The organism is Paraburkholderia sp. BL6669N2 (genome assembly GCF_003387275.1).
Taxonomy (GTDB): domain Bacteria; phylum Pseudomonadota; class Gammaproteobacteria; order Burkholderiales; family Burkholderiaceae; genus Paraburkholderia.
The window spans coordinates 4,604,174-4,620,453 of the sequence record NZ_QUNA01000001.1; the positions used below are offsets into that span (position 1 = coordinate 4,604,174).

General features: G+C 61.3%; 12 protein-coding genes. 7 read left to right on the forward strand and 5 right to left on the reverse strand.

Features of this window, described 5'->3' with window-relative positions; all coding sequences use genetic code 11:
• Positions 1-236: 236 nt before the first annotated feature.
• Positions 237-890, reverse strand: coding sequence for an OmpA family protein (locus tag B0G80_RS20800; protein WP_116119244.1), 654 nt, complete (start codon positions 888-890; stop codon positions 237-239).
• Positions 891-1,253: 363 nt separating this feature from the next.
• Here B0G80_RS20800 and apbC point away from each other — a divergent pair, with 363 nt between their 5' ends.
• The 5 genes from apbC to B0G80_RS20825 all read left to right on the forward strand — a co-directional run bounded on the left by apbC (position 1,254) and on the right by B0G80_RS20825 (position 7,132).
• Positions 1,254-2,342, forward strand: coding sequence for an iron-sulfur cluster carrier protein ApbC (gene apbC / locus B0G80_RS20805; RefSeq protein ID WP_116119245.1), 1,089 nt, complete (start codon positions 1,254-1,256; stop codon positions 2,340-2,342).
• Between the two features lie 226 nt (positions 2,343-2,568).
• Positions 2,569-3,102, forward strand: a complete 534-nt coding sequence (locus tag B0G80_RS20810; RefSeq protein ID WP_106279920.1) for a superoxide dismutase family protein — start codon at positions 2,569-2,571, stop codon at positions 3,100-3,102.
• A gap of 341 nt (positions 3,103-3,443) precedes the next feature.
• On the forward strand, positions 3,444-4,013 hold the full coding sequence (dcd, locus tag B0G80_RS20815) for a dCTP deaminase (protein WP_012432068.1): 570 nt from the start codon (positions 3,444-3,446) through the stop codon (positions 4,011-4,013).
• Positions 4,014-4,100: 87 nt separating this feature from the next.
• Positions 4,101-6,386 (forward strand): arginine/lysine/ornithine decarboxylase, encoded by a 2,286-nt coding sequence (locus B0G80_RS20820; protein WP_116119246.1) that lies wholly within the window; start codon positions 4,101-4,103, stop codon positions 6,384-6,386.
• A gap of 2 nt (positions 6,387-6,388) precedes the next feature.
• Entirely contained in the window at positions 6,389-7,132 is a 744-nt protein-coding gene (locus B0G80_RS20825) for a lysozyme inhibitor LprI family protein (protein WP_258878973.1), read from the forward strand.
• A gap of 40 nt (positions 7,133-7,172) precedes the next feature.
• Here B0G80_RS20825 and B0G80_RS20830 read toward each other — a convergent pair whose 3' ends face one another.
• A complete protein-coding gene (locus B0G80_RS20830) occupies positions 7,173-8,099 on the reverse strand; it encodes a bestrophin family protein (RefSeq protein WP_116119248.1) in 927 nt (308 codons plus the stop codon).
• 263 nt (positions 8,100-8,362) lie between these two features.
• Here B0G80_RS20830 and B0G80_RS20835 point away from each other — a divergent pair, with 263 nt between their 5' ends.
• The gene (locus B0G80_RS20835; protein ID WP_116119249.1) at positions 8,363-9,559 is read left to right on the forward strand and encodes an IS4 family transposase; all 1,197 of its coding nucleotides are present in this window, start codon (positions 8,363-8,365) and stop codon (positions 9,557-9,559) included.
• Between the two features lie 457 nt (positions 9,560-10,016).
• Here the strand turns inward: B0G80_RS20835 and B0G80_RS20840 are convergent.
• Positions 10,017-11,152, reverse strand: a protein-coding gene (locus tag B0G80_RS20840) for an IS3 family transposase (RefSeq protein ID WP_408967691.1) whose coding sequence is annotated in 2 segments (ribosomal slippage) — positions 10,017-10,888 and positions 10,888-11,152 — 1,137 coding nt in all. Because the reading frame shifts where the segments join, the coding sequence is not laid out codon by codon here.
• 300 nt (positions 11,153-11,452) lie between these two features.
• Here B0G80_RS20840 and B0G80_RS20845 point away from each other — a divergent pair.
• On the forward strand, positions 11,453-11,905 hold the full coding sequence (locus tag B0G80_RS20845; protein WP_116119250.1) for a hypothetical protein: 453 nt from the start codon (positions 11,453-11,455) through the stop codon (positions 11,903-11,905).
• 1,652 nt (positions 11,906-13,557) lie between these two features.
• Here B0G80_RS20845 and B0G80_RS20860 read toward each other — a convergent pair.
• Both B0G80_RS20860 and pgl read right to left on the reverse strand, forming a co-directional pair.
• The gene (locus tag B0G80_RS20860; protein ID WP_116119251.1) at positions 13,558-15,474 is read right to left on the reverse strand and encodes a bifunctional transcriptional regulator/glucokinase; all 1,917 of its coding nucleotides are present in this window, start codon (positions 15,472-15,474) and stop codon (positions 13,558-13,560) included.
• Positions 15,452-16,159: a 6-phosphogluconolactonase gene (gene pgl, locus B0G80_RS20865; protein ID WP_116119252.1), complete on the reverse strand. Its 708-nt coding sequence runs from the start codon at positions 16,157-16,159 to the stop codon at positions 15,452-15,454. Before pgl ends, B0G80_RS20860 begins: the two co-directional genes overlap by 23 nt.
• Positions 16,160-16,280: the final 121 nt, after the last annotated feature.

Consider the following 16,280-nt stretch of genomic DNA (forward strand, 5'->3'; position numbering starts at 1 on the left):
AAAAAAAACCGGGGCTATTAACCCCGGAGCAACAACGACAAGAGGAGAATGGTGACGCGGCGGCTTCGCCAACCACGTACCGTAAAGACAGACAGCGGATTTTCGGCAGAGTTCGAAATTTTTTTCGTTCCCCTGCGAGTTTCTTTTCCGCCGCCTTTCACGGCTTTCCAAAGCATAACGGTCGCCGATGATCCAACCCCGGCGACCGGCTTTCTCAATCTCCCTCGGTCTCGTCCTTATTGCGTGGCGTGCTGAGCCGTAGCGCGCAGATAGATTTCCACGCGGCGGTTCGCGGCACGGCCGGCTTCGGTGTTGTTGTCGGCGATCGGCTGGTTCTGGCCCATGCCTTGTGCCGACAGGCGTTGCGGCGCGACGCCACGTTGGCCCAGGTAACCCGTCACGCTTTCCGCACGGTTCACCGACAGCGTCTGGTTGTAGGCCGGCTGGCCCGTGCTGTCCGTATAGCCGATCACTTGTGCGATCAGTTCCGGATTCTGCTGCATGGTTTGCGTCAGTTGATCCAGCACCGGCGCGAACGACGGCTTGACTGCGTAGCTGTTGGTGTCGAACGTGACCGAGCTCGGAATGTTCAGCTTGAGCGAACCGTCCGGCTGTTCGGTGATTTGCGTGCCGGTGCCCTTGGTGGCGCCCGACAGCTTGTTGTGAATGGCTTGCCAGTTGTAGCCGGTGATGCCGCCCACCGCTGCGCCGACGCCCGCGCCGATCGCCGCGCCCTTGCCGCCGCCGAAGATCGCGCCCAGCGCCGCGCCAGTGCCGGCGCCCACACCAGTACCGACAGCCGTGTTCGTGCCCTGTTGGCTGGCGCAGCCGGCCAGCAATGAACCGGCAACTGCGAAGACTGCCAGGCGAGTCATGATTTTTGCATTCATTTTTGATTCCTCTTGAGTGAAGCGAGTCAGGCGAGCAAGGCGCGACCAAACAAATTTATCTGGCGAAGATGACGGCCATGAAGCCGTCGGTTCACCAATACGAAGGTTCACCAATACGAAAAGTCTTACGCCCTGTTCAGCCTCGGTCCGACAGTAAAAAAGGGTCTTCCGGCACGCCGTGGCGTCAGCCACTACAATAATGACTGAAGCACGCAGCGATGCGGCCCCCATGGCGTTCCGCCTGCCCGAAGGGTGCCCGGCACGCTTGGTTTTCGCAATGCTGTCTAACAATTTCTTTCAAATTCCGGCGCGTGGCCGAGACTTCGATTCCGCTGCGCCGCAGGTGTTCCCCACGGAGTGTCAATGAGTATCGATCGGGCATTGGTCGACGCTGCCCTCGCAGCCGTCGCTGACCCCAACACCGGCCGGCCGTACGCAGCCGCCAAGAACATCAGGAACGTCGCCGTGCAGGGTGACACGGTCAGCGTCGAGGTGGTACTCGGCTATCCGGCCATGCGCCAATTCGACGCGATCCGCGCGCAATTTTCCGATGCGCTGCGCGCCGTGCCAGGCGTGGTGGACGTGCGTGTCCAGCTGTCGCAGCAGATCGCGGCGCACACCGTGCAGCGTGGCGTGAAACTGTTGCCGAACGTTAAGAATATCGTCGCGGTGGCGTCGGGCAAGGGCGGTGTCGGCAAAAGCACGACCGCTGTGAATCTTGCGCTGGCGCTGGCGAGCGAAGGCGCGTCGGTCGGTATTCTCGACGCGGACATCTACGGCCCGTCGCTGCCGATGATGCTCGGCATCGTCGGCCGGCCCGAGTCGCCGGACGAGAAGTCGATGAACCCGATGACCGGCCACGGCTTGCAGGCCAATTCGATCGGCTTTCTGATCGAGCAGGACAACCCGATGGTGTGGCGCGGTCCGATGGCCACTTCCGCGTTGGAACAGCTGCTCCGGCAGACGAACTGGAACGATCTGGACTACCTGATCGTCGACATGCCGCCGGGCACCGGCGACATTCAGCTCACGCTCTCGCAGCGCGTGCCGGTGACGGGCGCGGTGATCGTCACCACGCCGCAAGACATCGCGCTGCTCGACGCGAAGAAGGGCCTCAAGATGTTCGAGAAGGTGGGCATTCCGATTCTCGGCATCGTGGAGAACATGGGTATGCATATCTGCTCGAATTGCGGGCACGAAGAGCATATTTTCGGCGCCGGCGGCGGCGAGCGCATGGGCAAGGAGTACGGCGTCGACGTGCTCGGCAGCCTGCCGCTCGACATCGCGATCCGCGAGCAGGCCGACTCGGGCAAACCGACCGTGGTGGCCGACCCGCAGGGACGTATCGCGGAGATCTATCGGTCGATCGCGCGCAAGGTGGCGATCCATATCGCCGAACGCGCTCGCGACATGACGTCGAAGTTTCCCAACATCGTGGTCCAGAACACCTGAGAAAACGCGCGCTGCGCCAGGTTTTTTGCCGCGCGGGAAGGCTCCTCGAGGATCACGCCCTCGGGCGGGCTGGCGTGACGCGCCGGGTTCGAGAGGCCGCGCTTGATCAGCCGTTCGGACAAGGGGCCAAGGCGTCTGTTTTGGCCTGGTCTCGCGGTATCATGTCGACTTCACAAGTTCGGCTCGGCGGCCGCAGGGGCGGCCACCAGGCCGGCAAGAGGATCGCATGGGAAAACGAATCGACGGGCAGGCGGTGCATGCGTTCATCGTCCTGGCTGCCAGCAGTGTGCTGTTATGCGGCTGTAGCGCATTCCTGAGACCACAGGAAAAACGTGCGGACGCGCAGTTGCTGCCCACCGTGGGCAATCAGGCGCGCGGTCTCGTCACGTTCATCGAGCGCTCGGACGGCGTGCAGGTTACCTACAATCTCGCGGGCATGCAGCCCAACAGCGACCACGCGTTGCAAGTGCACGAGCGCGGCGACTGCAATGCCGCTGACGGTTCCAGCGCCGGCCAGGTGTTTTCGCCGGCCGCGGAGCGTCTGAAATCGGGCGCGCGCGTCGAGGGCGACCTCGGCAATATTCACGCGGACGCGAACGGCGTGGCCACCGGCTTCATCGTTGCGCCGGACGTCTCGCTCGACGGCATCCGCTCGGTGTTGCAGCGCGCGGTTCTGCTGCACCACGACGCGACCGATCCCTACGCCTACCCGCAACATGGCGCGGGTCCCGCGCTCGCCTGCGGATTGATTCGTCAGTGAGTTGGGCAAGCTGCGTGATCACGGTCCAGGTGCGGGCTGCCAGCGTCCGGTCAGGCGGTCTTGGAACAGGCATCGGACCGCTCCTGAAGCCAACCTGCGGCACCATTCTCACGATCGCGTAAAATGAGCGCCTTTCGTTCGGCGGGCTCGCCGGAAGGCCTGTTCTGCCGCATGGGCGGGACGCGCCGAAGGGCAAGCGTAGGGCGCCTGAACCGCACGCCGCCCGGGCCGCTTCCGCGGAGTCAGCGCAAAGCAGGCGCGCAGCAAGCCGAAAGTGACCCGGCAGTTACCGGGTTGTTATCCGTCACATCTCTGTCATTCACGTCGAGCAGCGTTCACCTATGACTATCAAATCCGACAAGTGGATCCGGCGCATGGCCGCGTCGCACAACATGATCGAGCCGTTCGCGCCCGATCAGGTTCGCGTCTCCGAAGACGGCCGGAAGATTGTCAGCTACGGCACGTCGAGCTACGGCTACGACATTCGCTGCGCCGACGAATTCAAGATCTTCACGAACATCAACTCGACTATCGTCGATCCGAAGAATTTCGACGAAAAGTCGTTTGTCGACTTCAAGGGCGACGTCTGCATCATCCCGCCGAATTCGTTCGCGCTCGCGCGCACGGTGGAGTACTTCCGCATTCCGCGCAGCGTCCTGACCGTGTGTCTGGGCAAGTCCACGTATGCGCGTTGCGGGATCATCGTCAACGTGACGCCGTTCGAGCCGGAATGGGAAGGGCACGTTACGCTCGAATTCTCGAATACGACACCTTTGCCTGCGAAAATCTACGCGAACGAAGGCGTCGCTCAAGTGCTGTTTTTCGAAAGCGACGAAATTTGTGAAACGTCGTACGCGGATCGCGGCGGCAAATATCAAGGTCAGCACGGCGTCACGTTGCCTAAGACGTGACGTCTGCAGCGCACTGACCCACCAGCTATACCGGGTGACCGCTGCCATTTACAGAATGCAGCGGTCGTTCTTTTTGGAGAATCGCCCATGAAGTTTCGTTTTCCCGTCGTCATCATCGACGAAGATTTCCGCTCCGAGAACATCTCGGGTTCCGGCATCCGCGCTCTGGCCGAAGCCATCGAGAAAGAAGGCGCGGAAGTGCTCGGGTTGACGAGCTACGGCGATCTGACCTCGTTCGCGCAGCAGTCGAGCCGCGCCTCGTGCTTCATCCTCTCGATCGACGACGACGAGTTGCTGCCGTACGTCGATAACGTGGTGGTGGAAGGCGAGACGCCGGAGCTGGCCGCGGCGATCGTCGCGCTGCGGGCGTTCGTGACCGAAGTGCGCCGCCGCAACGCCGACATTCCGATCTTCCTGTACGGCGAAACGCGCACCTCGCGCCACTTGCCTAATGACATCCTGCGCGAACTGCACGGCTTCATCCACATGTTCGAAGACACGCCGGAGTTCGTGGCGCGCCATATCATCCGCGAGACCAAGGTGTATCTGGATTCGCTCGCGCCGCCGTTCTTCAAGGAACTGGTGCAGTACGCGGACGAAGGTTCGTATTCGTGGCACTGCCCGGGACACTCGGGCGGCGTCGCATTCCTGAAGAGCCCGCTCGGCCAGATGTTCCACCAGTTCTTCGGTGAGAACATGCTTCGCGCGGACGTGTGCAATGCCGTGGATGAACTCGGCCAGTTGCTCGACCACACCGGACCGGTGGCGGCCTCCGAACGCAACGCGGCGCGCATCTTCAGCGCGGATCACGTGTTCTTCGTGACCAATGGCACGTCGACCTCGAACAAGATCGTCTGGCACGGCACGGTCGCGCCGGGCGATATCGTGCTGGTGGACCGCAACTGCCACAAGTCGATCCTGCACGCGATCACGATGACCGGTGCGATTCCGGTGTTCCTCACGCCTACGCGCAACAACTTCGGCATCATCGGGCCGATTCCGCGCAGCGAGTTCGAGCCGGAAAACATCAAGAAGAAGATCCTCGCGAATCCGTTCGCCCGCGAAGCGCTCGCGAAGAATCCGGATCTCAAGCCGCGCATTCTGACGATCACGCAAAGCACGTACGACGGCGTGATCTACAACGTCGAGATGATCAAGGAGATGCTCGGCGACTGGCTCGACACGTTGCACTTCGACGAAGCCTGGCTGCCGCACGCGGAATTCCACGAGTTCTATCAGGATATGCACGCGATCGGCGCGGGCCGTCCGCGGATCAGCGCGATGGTGTTCGCCACGCACTCCACGCACAAGCTGCTGGCCGGCATTTCGCAGGCTTCACAGATCGTCGTGCAGGATTCGAAGAACAGCCGCTTCGACAAGCATCGCTTCAATGAAGCGTATCTGATGCACACGTCGACCAGCCCGCAGTACGCGATCATCGCCTCGTGCGATGTGGCCGCGGCCATGATGGAAGCGCCGGGCGGCCCCGCGCTCGTGGAGGAATCGATTGCCGAAGCGCTCGATTTCCGCCGTGCCATGATCAAGGTCGACGCCGAATACGGCGACGACTGGTTCTTCAAGGTGTGGGGCCCGGACCAGTTCGCCGAAGAAGGCATCGGTTCGCGCGAAGACTGGATGCTGCGCCCGAACGACGCGTGGCACGGCTTCGGGCCGCTCGCCGAAAACTTCAACATGCTCGACCCGATCAAGGCGACCATTGTCACGCCGGGTCTGGACATGGGCGGTGGCTTCGGCGAGACGGGCATTCCGGCTGCGATCGTCACGAAGTATCTGGCGGAACACGGCATCATCGTCGAGAAGACCGGGCTGTATTCGTTCTTCATCATGTTCACGATCGGCATTACGAAGGGCCGCTGGAATTCGATGGTCACCGAACTCCAGCAATTCAAGGACGACTACGACAACAACCAGCCGTTGTGGCGCGTGCTGCCCGAGTTCGTCTCGCATCATCCGATGTACGAGCGCATCGGCCTGCGCGATCTGTGCCAGCAGATTCATAGCGTCTACCGCGCGAACGACATCGCCCGATTGACGACGGAGATGTACCTGTCGAGCATGGAGCCGGCCATGAAGCCGTCGGATGCCTTCGCCAAGCTCGCGCACCGCGAGATCGACCGCGTGCCTATCGACGAGCTCGAAGGCCGTGTCACGTCGATCCTGTTGACGCCGTATCCGCCGGGTATTCCGCTGCTGATTCCGGGCGAGCGCTTCAACAAGACCATCGTCAACTATTTGCGTTTCGCGCGGGAATTCAACGAGCGCTTCCCGGGGTTCCATACGGATATCCATGGACTTGTCGGCGAAACGATCAATGGGCGCATCGAATACTTCGTCGATTGCGTTCGCGGTTGATGATGTTGCGGGTGACGTCCCTGTTGGCGGCTGGCGCCGGCGTTCGCGGCGCGCGGCGCGCGTTCGGTGCGTTGGCGCTGGCTTCGGCGGCGCTGTTCGGCGCGGCGTCGTTGCCGGCGCATGCCGAAGTCGCCGCGGCCGATCCGATCGATGCGTCGATGCGTACGTGCCTTGCGCGCGGCGACATGTCGTCGACAACAGGGCAAGTGCAGTGCATGGACAACGCGCGGATCGGCTGGAAGACCGCGCTCGATAACGCGTGGCAGCAGCTTCAACAGAAGTTGCCGCCCGCGCGGCGCAAGCAGTGGGAAAAGAGCCAGGCGAGCTGGCAAGCTTCGCGCGATGCCGAGAAGCAGTTGCTCGCAGCCGTGTTTGCCACGACGCACGGTTCGATGTACGTGCTTGCCGAAGCTGACATGCAATTGCAGCCGGTGCGTGACCGCGCGCTCGCGCTGCGCAGCGCGCTGGCGAAGGCGAGCGCCGGTGGCGATCCGCCGCGCCGTGTGCGCGCGTGCAGCGCGGACGCACAGTGCGAGCATGCGATGTTCGATCTGAACCGTTATTACCGGCGTTTGCAGTCGAAGATGCCGGTGCGTACGCGTCCGACGCTGACACGCGCGCAGAAGGCGTGGACCGCATATCTGAATGCTACGACGCCGGTGGTCGATGAGCGTGGCCGTATCGATATCATCGGCGCGCGGGTGGCGACGCTCAAGCGCTTGTCGGAGACGGTCGGCAATAGCTGAGCGTTGAGCGCCCGACGATCTGCTTTGGCAGAAGCGATGCTCAATCGAGCATATAGCCTTCTGCTTCTGGGCTTGGCAACTTGATGGCTGGTTCGCCGAGCAGGTCGCGCATTGAGTCCTCGATCACTACGGACATCATGTTGAGCGCGAGGTCGTTGTCGTCGGTGCCGAAAGGCTCTTCGATTTGCGATGCAATGGCTTCGTGCGCCATGAACGTGTACGCCACGAAGACCGCGAAGACGGGCGTGAAGATGCCGATACTGTCCACCAGTCCGAACGGCAGGGACGCGCAGAAGAAATACACCGTGCGGTGAATCATCACCGAATAGGCGAACGGCAGCGGCGTTGAAGCGATGCGCTCGCATCCGCCGATTACATCCGAGATTCCATTCAGATTTCGATCGAAGGCGATGACGGCCATCGGGTCGATCGCGCCTGTTTGGGCCTTGCGTTGCACCCATTCGCCGAGGGAAAGCATCAAGGCGGCCGGTTTGTAGCGCGATGCTAGGACGCGGGTGAAAAGGGCCGGCGGCAGGCGTTCGGCGAGGTCTTCGGTTGGGTCGCTTTTGCGGAGTTGGTGACGCAGCGCGTGCGGGAGGGCGCTGAGTGCTGCTGTAAATTCTTTGAGGTCTTCTTTTTGCAGCTGTTTTGTCGGCAGGGTGAGCGCCTGGCGGATGAGTGAGCGCGATTCGTTCAGCAGTTGACCCCACAGTTTGCGGGCTTCCCACCAGCGGTCGTAGCTGGCGTTGTTTCTGAAGCCTAGAAATACCGCTAACGCTATGCCTATTAGCGAGAAGGGCGCTGTGGTGTTGAGGTTTAGCGAGATCGGGAGCAGGTGGTCGTGGGCTGCTACTGCGACTATCGAAATGCAGAAGATCAGCGCGAGGCGCGGTAGCAATTGCGGGAGGACGGAGCCTCGCCAGGCTAGCAGCATGCGGAACCAATGGACGTGGGGGCGGATGATCATCTGGTTTTTTGCCTGCGGCGCTTCGGGGTTTCTATTATCGCTTTTTTGGGTGTTGGGGGATGGTTGGGCTTTGGCCTTTCCTTGATTTGTTAGTGGTCCATTAGTGTTGCCCCTGTGCGGGGCAATGCTCTCAACTTAAGCCTCGAAGGGCTTGTATACAGGGCGTTAGCCCTGTAAGCTTCATCGCATAACTCACTGATAAATCAACGATATGAACTCAAATACCAGCGTCCTCAAGGCTTCTGGCTGAGTTCTCCGAATTCCTGTTCGATCCGGCGCTCGCCGATCGCGTGCGTCGTTCTCCCACCGCCTTTACCCGCAATCGCACACTGACCTTGCCGCGCATGGCCGCGCTGATGATGTCGGGCATGTGCGCCAGTGTGCAGGCCGAACTTGACGCGCTATTCGGCGCACTGGGAAGCCGCGGCGGGCGCACCCGCGCTGTGAGCGCACAGGCCTTCAGCAAGGCGCGACGGGGAGTGTCTGCCGAACTGTTCGAGCTGGCCCGCGCCCGCCTGATCTCGCTGGCCCAACCCCATATCGATTCGATGCGCTGGCACGGCCTGAGGCTGGTCGCCGCTGATGGCAGCCGCCTGCGTGTGGGCACGCGTCGCGGCCATGAACTGCGCGCCGATCACTACGCGTTTGCGCTATTCCTGCCGGGTTCCGAACTGACCCTGCACGCTGCACTTCATCCCGCCGACGGCGGCGAGCGGCAGATGCTGTTCGAAGCCCTCGATGTGCTGCAACCGCATACCGACCTGCTGCTGCTCGATCGCGGCTATATCGGCAACGCGATGGTGGCGGCGCTCGCACAGCGCGAAATCCCGTTCTGCATGCGCGTCGATGCGCGTAACTGGAAATGCGTCAGCGCCTTTGCCCGCAGCGGTAAAGCCGAGCGTGTGGTGACACTGGACGCGCCCAGCGAACTGGATGCCCGCGACTATGAACTGGCGTGTACGCCCACCACTGTTCGCCTGATCCGCGACGTCACGCCGGGCGGTCGCGTGCGGGTGCTGATGACCTCGCTGCTCGATGGCGGGCGTTATCCGGCGGCATCGTTCGGCGCGCTCTATCACCAGCGCTGGCGGGTCGAGGAAGCGTTCAAACGACTCAAGCACCGGCTGCGGCTGGAAGCCGTCACAGGCCTCGATTACCTGGCGTTACAGCAGGACTTCGGCGCAAAAATCCTCGCCGACAACCTGTTCACCCTGCTCAGCGATCTCGATGCGCCGCACGACGACAGACATGCCAGCCGTCCTAACCGGGTGTATGCACTGGGCGCACTCAAGCCCATCCTCGGCGCGTGTCTTCTGCGCATCCAGCGATGTCTGGACGGCCTCGCCGGTGTGCTGGAACTGATCCGCCAGACCCGATGCCGGATACAGCCCTCACGCTCCTATACAAGACCACCCAGAAAAGCCAAGCCCCACTTCCATCTCGCGTACAAACTCGCATGATCCAGCGGAGCTTAAGTTGAGAGCATTGCTGTGCGGGGCGGCACCTACTTTTCTTTGCCGGCCGCAAAGAAAAGTAGGCAAAAGAAAGCGGCTCACACCGCTAGTTCTTAAGCGGGTCCCCCGCGCAGTCGCGGTGGTGGTTCATCTGGAATCTGTGCTCTCGCACATTCCGCGTGAGTGACAAGGCGCTCATTCTTCCGGCGGCGCTGCGCGCGCCGTCGCGGTCGTTCTTCAACCAGTCGCTTCGTTTTTTTCTGGCGTTTCTGCTGCGTTGTAGTACTTCGTTCGTGAGCGTGCTTGGGAAATTTCAGAAATCTTGCTGGGGGGCGGCTTTTAGCTCGTGCAGGTGATCACTCGTGAAACAAGACGTTTAAACTCAATTCGCCGTCAAAACAAAGAGGTGGCGCCGCTTGTTCGGACAGGGTCCCGAGATTTTTAAGTGGAATTGTTGGGGCAATCAAGCTGCCGATTTTATCGCTGGCAGCGTGGCGAAGTATGCTTCATCCGGCGTCTGATCGGCCAGCCTCGAATGAGGCCGATTCTGGTTATACCAGTTCAGGTAATTGCCGATTGAGCGACGCGCGTGGCCTACCGAGTCGTACGCTTTCAAATAAACCTCTTCATATTTGACGCTGCGCCACACCCGTTCGACGAACACGTTGTCACGCCAGGCGCCTTTTCCGTCCATCGACAGGAGAACCTTCCGGCCGAGAACCGCGTCGGTGAATTCGGTTGCGGTGAACTGGCTTCCTTGATCCGTGTTGACGATCTCAGGCGGCCCGTATTTCGCAAACGCTTCCTCCAGCGCCTCGACAGCATGGCAGCTCTCTAGTGTGATCGCCACCCGGTGCGCCAACACCCGGCGGCTCGCCCAGTCCACGACGGCCGTCAGATAGACGAAGCCCCGCGCCATCGGGATATAGCTCGTATCGAGCGCCCAGACCTGATTGGCCCGATCGATTTTCCGGTTGCGCAGCAGGTACGGCCAGATCCTGTGGGCTGCATGCTTGCGGCTCGTGTTTGGCTTGCGATACAACGCCTCGACGCCCATGCGCTTCATCAAGGTGCCAACGTGCCTGCGTCCGACTGTGATACTTTCGCGACGCAGTAGACGTGCCAACATTCGCGCCCCGGCAAATGGATGGTCGAGGTGAAGCTCGTCAATCCGGCGCATCAATTTCAGATCCGCTTCGCTGACCTCACGCGGCTGATAATAGGCACTCGAGCGGCTTATGCCTAACAGCCGGGCCTGCTGCGTCACCGGCAGGGCGTGATCACGATCGATCATCGCTTTACGCCCAGCAGTCCCGCCTTGCTGAGCGCGCTTTCTAAAAAATCATTCTCCAACGTCAACTGTCCGATCTTCGCGTGCAACACCCTCACGTCGATTGGCGGTGCAGCTGGGGGCGCGTTGCCCGCGTCGAACACATCGGCAACCCGCTCCTGCAACTGCTTCTTCCAGTCCGTGATCTGGTTCGGATGGACATCAAATTGCTGGGCCAACTCTGCCAGCGTCTTGTCGCCCTTGAGCGCCGCTAGTGCCACCTTTGCCTTGAATGCCGGTGAGTGTGTCCGTCGGTTTCGTTTCGTCATCTTCTGGTTCCTTGTCGCCGGCCATTATGACCGACTCACGCCCCAGCTTTTCCACTCAATGAACTGTCCGAATTTCCGGAGCCACCTCTCAACGACGGCCAGGCTTGGCGGCCTGCTACCAAACACGCGCCTGCGTTGGCAGGGCGTGTGTCTGTCTCAGCACGTCTTATGGGCGGGCCTTGATGGGGAGGCCTCCGGGCCTGCCGGTTTGGTAACGGCCGCCAACCTTGTCACTGTGCCCGCTCACCACCTTGCAAGCGCGTGTCGGGCGATCCAGGTAAGTTTCAGGGAGATCGCGCCATGAGTAAATCCGTCAAGAATTCACGCACTACGTCGCGCCCACCCGTTGATGCACTTCAATACGAAAAACTGGCCTTGTCCGCATTCGGACTCGCTGAACGGCAGCTAGGTCAACTGGACAAGCTGGTCACGTTTGTGGCTTCGATAGTTAGGAGTCCGGCGGTGACACGAGAAGAAAGGCACCGCCAGCGGAAACTGCTGGAACTGCTGTTGGACACCGTCGAGGACTACCACCGCGAAGTCGAAATTGACCGCGAGTTATACCAGGTCATGGCACTCGACGCGAAGGGCATTCCGGAAAGGCGGATCACGGCGCGCCGCGCAGCGGACCTCCTGGCAAAGGCTACGCGGACAGCGGCGGGTAGCCGTGAGCGTATCGGCGCAACGAGGCGGACGGAGAACAAACAGATGCAATTCAAAACGGTCTCGCGTCGCACGGCGACAGCACACTGACGGCGAGCCACAAGCCACAAGCCACAAGCCACAAGCCACAAGCCACAAGCCACAAGCCACAAGCCACAAGCCGTGGGCCACGAGCCATGAGCCGTGAGCCGTGAGCCGTACCCGTGACCCGTGACCCGTGACCGGTGAGCCAAGAGCCAAGAGCCAAGAGCCAAGAGCCAAGAGCCAAGAGCCAAGAGCCAAGAGCCAAGAGCCAAGAGCCAAGAGCCAAGAGCCAAGAGCCAAGAGCCAAGAGCCAAGAGCCAAGAGCCAAGAGCCAAGAGCCAAGAGCCAAGAGCCAAGAGCCAAGAGCCAAGAGCCAAGAGCCAAGAGCCAAGAGCCAAGAGCCAAGAGCCAAGAGCCAAGAGCCAAGAGCCAAGAGCCAAGAGCCAAGAGCCAAGAGCCAAGAGCCAAGAGCCAAGAGCCAAGAGCCAAGAGCCAAGAGCCAAGAGCCAAGAGCCAAGAGCCAAGAGCCAAGAGCCAAGAGCCAAGAGCCAAGAGCCAAGAGCCAAGAGCCAAGAGCCAAGAGCCAAGAGCCAAGAGCCAAGAGCCAAGAGCCAAGAGCCACGAGCCACGAGCCACGAGCCACGAGCCACGAGCCACGAGCCACGAGCCACGAGCCACGAGCCACGAGCCACGAGCCACGAGCCACGAGCCACGAGCCACGAGCCACGAGCCACGAGCCACGAGCCACGAGCCACGAGCCACGAGCCACGAGCCACGAGCCACGAGCCACGAGCCACGAGCCACGAGCCACGAGCCACGAGCCACGAGCCACGAGCCACGAGCCACGAGCCACGAGCCACGAGCCACGAGCCACGAGCCACGAGCCACGAGCCACGAGCCACGAGCCACGAGCCACGAGCCACGAGCCACGAGCCACGAGCCACGAGCCACGAGCCACGAGCCACGAGCCACGAGCCACGAGCCACGAGCCACGAGCCACGAGCCACGAGCCACGAGCCACGAGCCACGAGCCACGAGCCACGAGCTACGAGCCACGAGCCACGAGCCACGAGCCACGAGCCACGAGCCACGAGCCACGAGCTACGAGCCGCGAGCCGCGAGCCGCGAGCCGCGAGCCACGAGCCACGAGCCACGAGCCACGAGCTACGAGTCACGAGTCACGCGACGACCTGCGGCGTCGCACTGCGGCCATGAAGAAAGAGGCATGCGTCTTTCGCATTCCGAGGGTACTGCGGTGCGACGGGATACGCGTGCTGAGGTGATCGCAAATGTGGTGGCTCAACACTGACATTTTCCCGAGCAACCCAGCTTAAAGATCCGAAAGCCTCCAACAGCACATCGCCGAGGCGAAGCCGACGGCCCGCACCGCGCACGGCGAAACCCACGGACTTCAAGCAGCCCCTTCCGGCGAGCGCGTTGCGCGAGGCGGGAAGAATGAGCGCTTTGTCACTCACGCGGAATGTGCGAGAGCACAGATTCCAGATGAACCACTACCGCGACTGCGCGGGGGACCCGCTTAAGAACTAGCGGTGTGAGCCGCTTTCTTTTGCCTACTTTTCTTTGCGGCTGGCAAAGAAAAGTAGGTGCCGCCCCGCACAGGGGCAACACTAATGGACCACTAACAAATCAAGGAAAGGCCAACACCACAAAAAAACACCCAAACCCGCGGCGCAGACCAAAACCTGAAACCTCAATCCTCAATCCCTAGCCGAAGAAGCCGCCCCATGACTCAACCAATCGAGCACAGCACTAGCATCATCATCAGCCCCTTGCCTGGCCTTAGCCACAGTCTCAGCCACATCAGCGCTAGGCACGGCCCGCCGAATAGCCACCCCCACAGCAAGAATATCAATCATAACCAGATGCAAAATCCGCGAAATCATCGACAACTGCGACTCACGAATTTCAATATGATCAGTCTCAAGCGCGACAGTAGCCCGCTTAGCCAAAGGCGTATTACTCGAAGTAATAGCAATCACCTTAGCGCCGGCCTGCATAGCCACATCCAGAACGCGCAACAGTTCAGGCGCGCGCCCTGACTTAGACACAGCAACGATCACATCCCCCTTCCCAAGCAAAGCAGCCGACGCCGCCTGCATATACAAATCGCCGTAGGCAATAGTAGGAATGCCAAACCGGAAGAACTTGTAATGCGCATCCTGAGCGACGATATTCGAATTCCCGAGCCCATAGAACTCGATGCGCCGCGCGCCGTTCAGCAGATCAATAGCCCGCTCGACCTGATCGAAGTTCAAATGCTCGCGCAACTGCAAAATCGCCGACACGGTGTTATCGAGCACCTTCGCACCGAAGTCCGTCGCCGTATCGCCGAGATGCACCTGACTATGGCTAACAGGAATAGTGCCCGTCAACCCAGTCGCCAGCTTCAGCTTGAAATCCGACAGCCCCTGGCAACCCAACGACCGGCAAAACCGGATCACAGTCGGCTGACTCACATCCGCCTTCCGCGCGATATCCACAATCGGATCATTGATAATCGAGCGCGGATGATTCAGCGCAAGATCAGCCACACGTCGCTCGGCCGGCGTCAACGCATCGCGCATCTGCCGGATCCGCTCGAACACGGCCGATGAACTGCCCCCCGCACGATTCGACAACTGCTCGGCAAGAATCGCGGAAACACCCAGAAACGCCGGATATTCAGCGGTAATCACATAAGTCGGCACGTTCTGCAGATAAGCCTCGAACCGGCCTTTAGCCTCGAAGCGCTTGCGAAACGACGACCGCGAAAAGAACTCGCCAAGCCGCGGCACGACACCGCCGCCAATATAAATCCCGCCCAACGCCCCAAGCGTCACCGCAATATTGCTCGCGAAGGTGCCGAGAATGCCGCAGAACACATCGACGGATTCCGCTGCCAGCGGCTCGCCTTCCAGCGCACGCTTGACGATCTCGATCGTGTCGACATTCGCCGCCACGCGTTTCTTGTCGCGACCCGCGAGCGCGCGATAAATCACTTCGATACCGGGCCCCGCCGCCACACGCTCGAACGACACATGCGACCACTTCTTGCGCGCGTACTGCAACACGATATCTTCGCGCTCGTCAGCCGGCGCAAAAGTCGCATGACCACCTTCACTGCCAAGCGCGATCCAGCGATCATCAGCGGGAATCAAACCGGACACACCCATGCCGGTCCCAGGCCCAAGCAAACCAATCACGCTATTCGGCCGACGCGCACCACCGCCCACCTGCACGCGCTGCGCGTCAGTGAGGCCAGGCAGCGCCATCGCCAGCGCGGTAAAGTCGTTCACCACCAGCAGCGTATCGAAACCAAGCGCGCGCCGCGTCGCCTCGATCGAAAAGCTCCAGTCGTGATTCGTCATGCTCACCTGATCGCCATCGACCGGGTTCGCAATCGCAATCGCCGCATGATTCACGCGGCCGATCTTGGTGTCCTTCAGATACTTTTTGATGACTTCGGCAACGCCCGGATAGTCCGCGCACGGATAGACCTTCACCGAGCCGATTTCGCCCGGGCTCGTCTCCAGCGCGAAGCGCGCATTCGTGCCGCCGATGTCGGCCAGCAGCCTCGGTCCATCGGCGTGCTGGCCCGCGCCCGGAACAGCCTTAGTTTGCACACCAGTAGACATCGAGTCTCACTCCCTTGTCGTTTGCCAACTGCGAGATGGCATTTTTTTGTAGCGAAGCGGACGCGGCATTCAGCACGTCCATCTTGCGCGGTCCTGCAATCAGCAAAAACAGATGCTTCACTTCCTTCAACGCGGACATCGACCAGCTCACGCGCGCGTGCGGCGCGCTGCCAGGATGCACGGCAACGAAGCGGTCGGTCGTGGTGATCGCATGATCCCACTCGGGCGAGTCGGCGAAGATCGACGCGGTGTGGCCGTCTTCACCCATGCCGAGAATCGCGACGTCGGGCGCGCTGCTAAAACGCGCGTCGGCGTTCAGTGCGGCGACATGCGCGTTGAGATCCTGCGTGGTATCCACGAGCGGCCAGAATGTGGTGTCCTTCGCGGCGTTCTGCAACAGCGTGGCGTGCACCAGCTGCGAGTTGCTCGCGCTGTCCGTTTCCGGCACCCAGCGGTCGTCGACCAGCGTCACGGCAATGCGCGCCCAATCGAAGCTTTGCGTCGACAACGTCTGCAGGAACGGGCGCGGACTGCTGCCGCCGGACACTGCAAGCATTGCGGGGCGCGCGCCAGTGGTGGAACCGGCGGCCTGCGCGGCGAGCGACGCATGTAACGCGTCGCCGACCGCTTTCGCCAACGCGTCGGATTGGGCGCGTTGGTCGTCGAAAGTGTGAAGCTGGATCACTTCTCCTCCGTGCTGCTTTTTTGTGTGATCTGCGGAATGTGCCGTACTGCTCTCACGCGATGCCTGCACAGTGGATGACTTGCAGGCGCCCTCGTGATACCGGCGCCATTCCGTTCAGTTC